The organism is Staphylococcus sp. OJ82, assembly GCF_000294465.1.
GTDB lineage: Bacteria > Bacillota > Bacilli > Staphylococcales > Staphylococcaceae > Staphylococcus > Staphylococcus equorum.
In genome coordinates, this window is the sequence record NZ_ALPU01000024.1 from 1 (window position 1) to 5,222 (window position 5,222).

The 5,222-nt window shown below is 31.3% G+C and carries 8 protein-coding genes and 1 pseudogene; 2 read left to right on the forward strand and 7 right to left on the reverse strand.

What is annotated here, in order from left to right; genetic code table 11:
• Both SOJ_RS13945 and SOJ_RS14295 read left to right on the forward strand, forming a co-directional pair.
• Positions 1–335: ferritin (locus SOJ_RS13945; RefSeq protein WP_037539697.1), on the forward strand; the 335-nt coding region annotated here is incomplete at its 5' end.
• A 181-nt stretch (positions 336–516) separates the two neighbouring features.
• Positions 517–627 (forward strand): annotated as a pseudogene (locus SOJ_RS14295) (3'-5' exonuclease); the annotation flags it as partial.
• 358 nt (positions 628–985) lie between these two features.
• Here the strand turns inward: SOJ_RS14295 and SOJ_RS13960 are convergent.
• The 7 genes from SOJ_RS13960 to SOJ_RS13985 all read right to left on the reverse strand — a co-directional run bounded on the left by SOJ_RS13960 (position 986) and on the right by SOJ_RS13985 (position 5,216).
• Positions 986–1,495, reverse strand: coding sequence for a LuxR C-terminal-related transcriptional regulator (locus SOJ_RS13960; RefSeq protein ID WP_002508772.1), 510 nt, complete (start codon positions 1,493–1,495; stop codon positions 986–988).
• Positions 1,496–1,513: 18 nt separating this feature from the next.
• Positions 1,514–2,386, reverse strand: coding sequence for a replication initiation protein (locus SOJ_RS13965; RefSeq protein ID WP_002508773.1), 873 nt, complete (start codon positions 2,384–2,386; stop codon positions 1,514–1,516).
• A 638-nt stretch (positions 2,387–3,024) separates the two neighbouring features.
• Positions 3,025–3,147 (reverse strand): hypothetical protein, encoded by a 123-nt coding sequence (locus SOJ_RS14825; protein WP_002484386.1) that lies wholly within the window; start codon positions 3,145–3,147, stop codon positions 3,025–3,027.
• A gap of 94 nt (positions 3,148–3,241) precedes the next feature.
• The gene (locus SOJ_RS13970; RefSeq protein ID WP_002508774.1) at positions 3,242–3,727 is read right to left on the reverse strand and encodes a DUF334 domain-containing protein; all 486 of its coding nucleotides are present in this window, start codon (positions 3,725–3,727) and stop codon (positions 3,242–3,244) included.
• A gap of 31 nt (positions 3,728–3,758) precedes the next feature.
• The gene (locus SOJ_RS13975) at positions 3,759–4,718 is read right to left on the reverse strand and encodes a relaxase/mobilization nuclease domain-containing protein (RefSeq protein ID WP_002508775.1); all 960 of its coding nucleotides are present in this window, start codon (positions 4,716–4,718) and stop codon (positions 3,759–3,761) included.
• The gene (locus tag SOJ_RS13980) at positions 4,705–4,890 is read right to left on the reverse strand and encodes a hypothetical protein (protein ID WP_002508776.1); all 186 of its coding nucleotides are present in this window, start codon (positions 4,888–4,890) and stop codon (positions 4,705–4,707) included. The genes SOJ_RS13975 and SOJ_RS13980 overlap by 14 nt, the downstream gene beginning before the upstream one ends.
• Positions 4,872–5,216 (reverse strand): plasmid mobilization protein, encoded by a 345-nt coding sequence (locus tag SOJ_RS13985; RefSeq protein WP_052034672.1) that lies wholly within the window; start codon positions 5,214–5,216, stop codon positions 4,872–4,874. Before SOJ_RS13985 ends, SOJ_RS13980 begins: the two co-directional genes overlap by 19 nt.
• Positions 5,217–5,222: the final 6 nt, after the last annotated feature.

Below are 5,222 nucleotides of genomic sequence, written 5' to 3' on the forward strand. Positions count from 1 at the left end.
AAATATATGATTATATCAATGACCGTGGAGAACACGCTTTATTTGCAACGATTCCTGCGCCAAAATCAGATTTCTCTAGTATCTTGGAAACATTTCAAGATGGCTTAGCACAAGAACAAGATGTTACACGTAGATTTTATAATTTATCAGATCTAGCTAATCAAGCGAAAGATTATGCCACTATTTCATTCTTGAATTGGTTCTTAGATGAACAAGTAGAAGAAGAAGCTATGTTTGAAACACACCTTGATTACCTAAAACGTATCGGTGATGACAGCAATACACTTTACCTATACGAGAAAGAATTAGCTGCACGTTCATTTGACGAAGAGTAATCTTCATATTAAAACTTAAGTTTATTGTCTCAAAAAACTCATCCCAATATAAATCTGGGATGAGTTTTTATGTTTATTATAGGCTTGTAATTTGGCTTGTTAAAATCTGATTAACTTGACTCTAAGCACATATTTATAAAAAGTCATATCATATTCACACATGAGAAAGGAACCTTGCTTAATGAATTCTGACGCATTTATTGCCCATGATTTTGAAACTGCCAATGGTAAACGTACTAGTATCTGTTCAGTCGGTATGGTTAAATTGTTTATATCTGAAATAGTTCATACAGAAGACTCCTTTTTGTTAAAATTATACTATAAATTCAACTTTGCAACAGAACCTTGTATTCCAAACAATTCTCAATTGAAATAATCATGTCTTTTTCCAGATTATAATCATTATTATTTACTAACGAGAATAGATTTAACGAGTTTTTTCAATTTATTTTTTGTAAATCTTCTTCTTTTACCATCCCTTATTTCTATTTTTCTTTGTATCCATTTCCTCTTTTTCTCTCGTTTAATATTTTTATATTTTTCTGTTGGGATTGTTATAAAGTAAGATAATTCCCATAGAATACTTCCCAATATCTTAAAAAAAGATTCCATAATTTACACCCGTTCTTATAAGTCCTATAATATACAACTTATTTTTTATTGAATAATTTAGAGAAAATGGATTGTTTTTGTTCATTTTGATCTGGTGTTTTTGTCTCAAAAATCTCTTCTTTTGTATTTAAATCGTCTGTTTCTATAGGATCATTATGACTTAATATATTTTGGCTATTTAAGTTCAATGATTGTTCTTGTTTTAAGGCAATTGTTAAATCGTCAATTTGTCGATTCTTTTGTCGAATTTCTGATTCTAAGTGTGCGATATATTTATCAATATAACTGTCATGACGTGTCTTCATAGGTTCTTTTTTGTTTGTCGATTCTTTTGTCGATTTTTCGTCAAAGCTTGACGATTTGTTTGTCGATTCTTTTGTCGATTTTTTATTTAAAATCGACTCTAAATAAGCTATTACACTATCATCTATTAATGATTTATTGCCTGTTTTTTTAACTTTTAAATTTGATGGTAAATTTTTTAAGTGATAGTGAATTGTTTGTTTAGAAACATTTAAACTTTCAGAAACTTCTTTTACCGTTTTCATCAAATAACACGTCCTACTTTATTTGTTCGTCTTATAGTTTTCATTTATATTCATTTTCTCTAAAAACGCTTCTTTTTGTTGTTCTGTAAATTCAGTTGTTTTGGGTTTGATAGGTTCATACTTTTTATTTTCTAACCATTCTGGCGTCATCTCACGATTTATATTTTGTTTCTTCTTACCTACATTCGCCATTTCAGGTTGTCGCTTTGAATGAATGCGTTTCTCAGGTTCAAAAGTGAACTCTAACCACTCAATTTTACGGCTTTTCTTAGCTTTGATTTTATTAATAGTCAGATCTTTAAATATAAAACCGAGTTCTTTGATTATAGGCGATAATACGTATTGGTTTATATTTGTCATGCGATAGGAATTAGGGACATCCAAACGCTCTCTAAAATCTTCAATGCTTATTTTTAAATAACCTGTATGTTTGTATTGCTTTAGTAATCTGAACATATTTTTAGCATATGTTGATTTTAAATGAGTCATTTCTTGTAATTCAAACTTTGTAAAATCTGACGTAATTTCGTTTAATATATGCTTCAAATCTGGGGAAGTAGCGATTTCTAAATATTTCTCAGCTAAATCAATTTCATATCTATGAAAAAGCACAAATTTTTTAATTTTTGTTTCTGTACGAATTGTATATCTTATTTCTAGCATTTTATCGTATACTCTCTGTAAATCATCAACAAAACGATTTATATTTCTAGTTTCTGGACTATAATTACTTAATTCTTTTAATTCATCAAAAGATAAAGTTAAAGTGTTTGTATCTTGTTCTTTTAATTTATTACACATAGCAAAAAATAAATTAATTTCTACACTCGTGAATTTTCTTAAAGGGATTAGATTCATTTCATTTCTATACACAACAGTCTCTCCAGACATGTTATAATCACTCCTACGTATTATGTATTTTAGGACTAAAGGAATTGTCTGCGAAAACCCTTCCTTTAGTCCTATTTTTTTATGCTTTAAAACGTTGTAATAATAGTAACATTAAATTAAAGGCATGTTAAATAAAAGTATATGCCACGAATGTGGCAAAAGTATGCCTTTAATGTGGCAAAAGTATGCCTTTAATGTGGCAAAAGTATGCCTTTAATGTGGCAAAAGTATGCCTTTAGGGTCCCAAACCCCTTCTCGTCGTAAGCTTCAACAAGCCCCTAAAAAGGGTTTATAAAGTTCTTAAAAAGATTATATAAAGTTCAAGGCAAAAACACACCAAGTTCTAAAAACAATTCAAAACACCTTAAGAATGTATAAATTCAATCAGAATTTATTTTGATTTTAAAAACCTAGACCATTCCTTTTTTGAAAAAAAGGAAGATCAAAAAACTTCTTGAACTCGCCGTTCAAACTGCAGGGAATTGGATGTTATCCAATTCCACTGCGTTTAGTGTGGCGAGTAAGTGCTAGTGTATCAACTTCTTATACTCATATCGCTACGCTCATTCCGTTACCGTTGACACACAACAAAAATAAGAGCCTAGAACAATGTTCTAAACTCATAACCTAACTTATTATTAATAATCTTTAGATAATTTATATTGCTTGTATGCTAAATAAACAATAAACACTTGAACAATTACCTGAGCTAAATTCAATCCAAGCCCAAGACGTTTTTTTAATTTCTCACGATTCGCCATTTTCCCACTCCTTAATTATATATTACATATACCCTTATTTTGCATTTTAAGGTACTTTTTAGGACTTTTAACATTATTTACAATAATTAATACCTCAACGATATTTCAATCCATCAAAAGACTTTAAAATAGCCCATATAATAAAACCAAAAATCGCATAAGGTACTAAATACACAATAAACATTAAATATCTCCAAGCAGTATCATAGGTTTTAATCACATAAGTAATCCCATCATAAAGATTAGAAGCTCCAACAAATTCTCCAATGGGCCCTGTTATTACTGTTACTAACGCAATGATTGCTATTACGAAGAATAGCGATAAAACTCCTTTTGTCATAATATCTAAGGATTTATTTAAATTCTCAACGATTGTATCGTTTTTATCTAAGCGATCCGTAATCGCCTTTTTGTATTCTATTGTTTCTTTTCTGGCTTGGTCATTATGTTTTTTATAATGCTCAAATAAATCACTTGCTTGTTTATCTATATCTTTAAATTTTTCATCAAAGGCTTTTTTAAAGTCTTGTTCTTGGTTGTCTGTATCTAATTTTCTTAAATAACTTCTTGCCACATTCATAAAATTATCTTTTGTAGCATGTGTTGATTCATCAAAGTTCGAGGTCGAATCCTCTAGACTTTTTAGAAGCTCGTTGTGCCTGTTCTCTCTCTCTTTCTCGTTCTTCTTTATCTCGGATAGATTTCTCATGAGCAAGTCTTGCTGCTTCAGAACTTCTTCTATCGTGTTCAAGTTTTCTGGTGTTGTCTGCGAAGTTGTCCCACTCTGATTGAGTTGCTTTTCTATCTGGTCCAGTTTCTCTAGTATTTTCTTGTTCTCTGGATTTAATTCGTCCATCATACCCATGTTCTAAGCCCCCTTTATCGTATTTCTCGCCAAGCTTACTCCCCCGTACTTTTTTATCTTCTTCAAGATGTTTGTAAGTAATCGTTTTGTCAGTTATACGTTCGATTTTTATGCCGTTCTGTAGTAAATCTTGATTCAATTCTTCATAATTCGTTGCTTGTGTTTGATCTATAACCATACGAATTTGTTCTTTCCAAGGTATCGATTTATTCCCTTTTTGAGCTTCTTTTCCGATTTCATATTCAGCTTGTGTATAGCGTGTTTCTCTTTGTTTTTCAGGAACCGATAAACCATGTTCACGACAAATATTGTCATTGGCTTGTTTAACAAACTCACGTTGTTTTTTATTACTTTGATATTTTTTACCTGTATCAAGGTCAATTGAATTAATTACAATATGGTTGTGATAATGGTCTTTATCTGTATGTGTATAAACTGCGACTTGATGATTGGGTGCGATTTTTTCCGCTAATTCTAAACCAATTTGATTACATTGCTCTGGCGTAACTTCGCCCGGTTTGAATGACTGAATAACCGTATGCGCTTGAATCCCATCTTCTTTGCCATATAAAGCGCGTGTGGCTTTAAAAGCTGATTTAGCGTAATCTACGTCGCAATTCAAACCACTCTTTTCTTTGGCTCGCTTTTCTGCGTAATTAATGGCTCTGCTTGCCGATTTGGTATTTCCTAATTTAGTTGTTGCCATTTTTATCACTTCTTCTTTGCGTATAAATGATTAACCAAGCAAAAATTAAAATTAACGTAGTAAAAATAGGCATTATATAATTACCAGAAATAATTAAAAATATTGATGTCGCAATCGTTATAAGTGTAAAGATGATCATAAAAACATAAGAAACTAATTTAAGTTTTTCCATATTTGATCCAACCTTTCACGTACTGCTTGAATATTACGATCCATCGCATGATAATGGGGCGTTTCATTTTTATGTTGATTACAGTATTTAGCAATTTGATTCACATTCGCACCTAGCTTACTTAAATCTTTGGCCACCGATTGTCGCGTCTCTTTATCTAATTTGGGCGCTACCAATCGACTTCCATGTGCCTTTTTCTTAACGAAATTCGGCACACTCATATTCAAAGTTTCGGCTGATGACCTTAACTTTTCATATTCGGATTCGCTCACTCTGAAACTAATTTGTTTTGGCTCTTTGCGGTTGGGTTTACGTTTTTCCCCAATAGACGC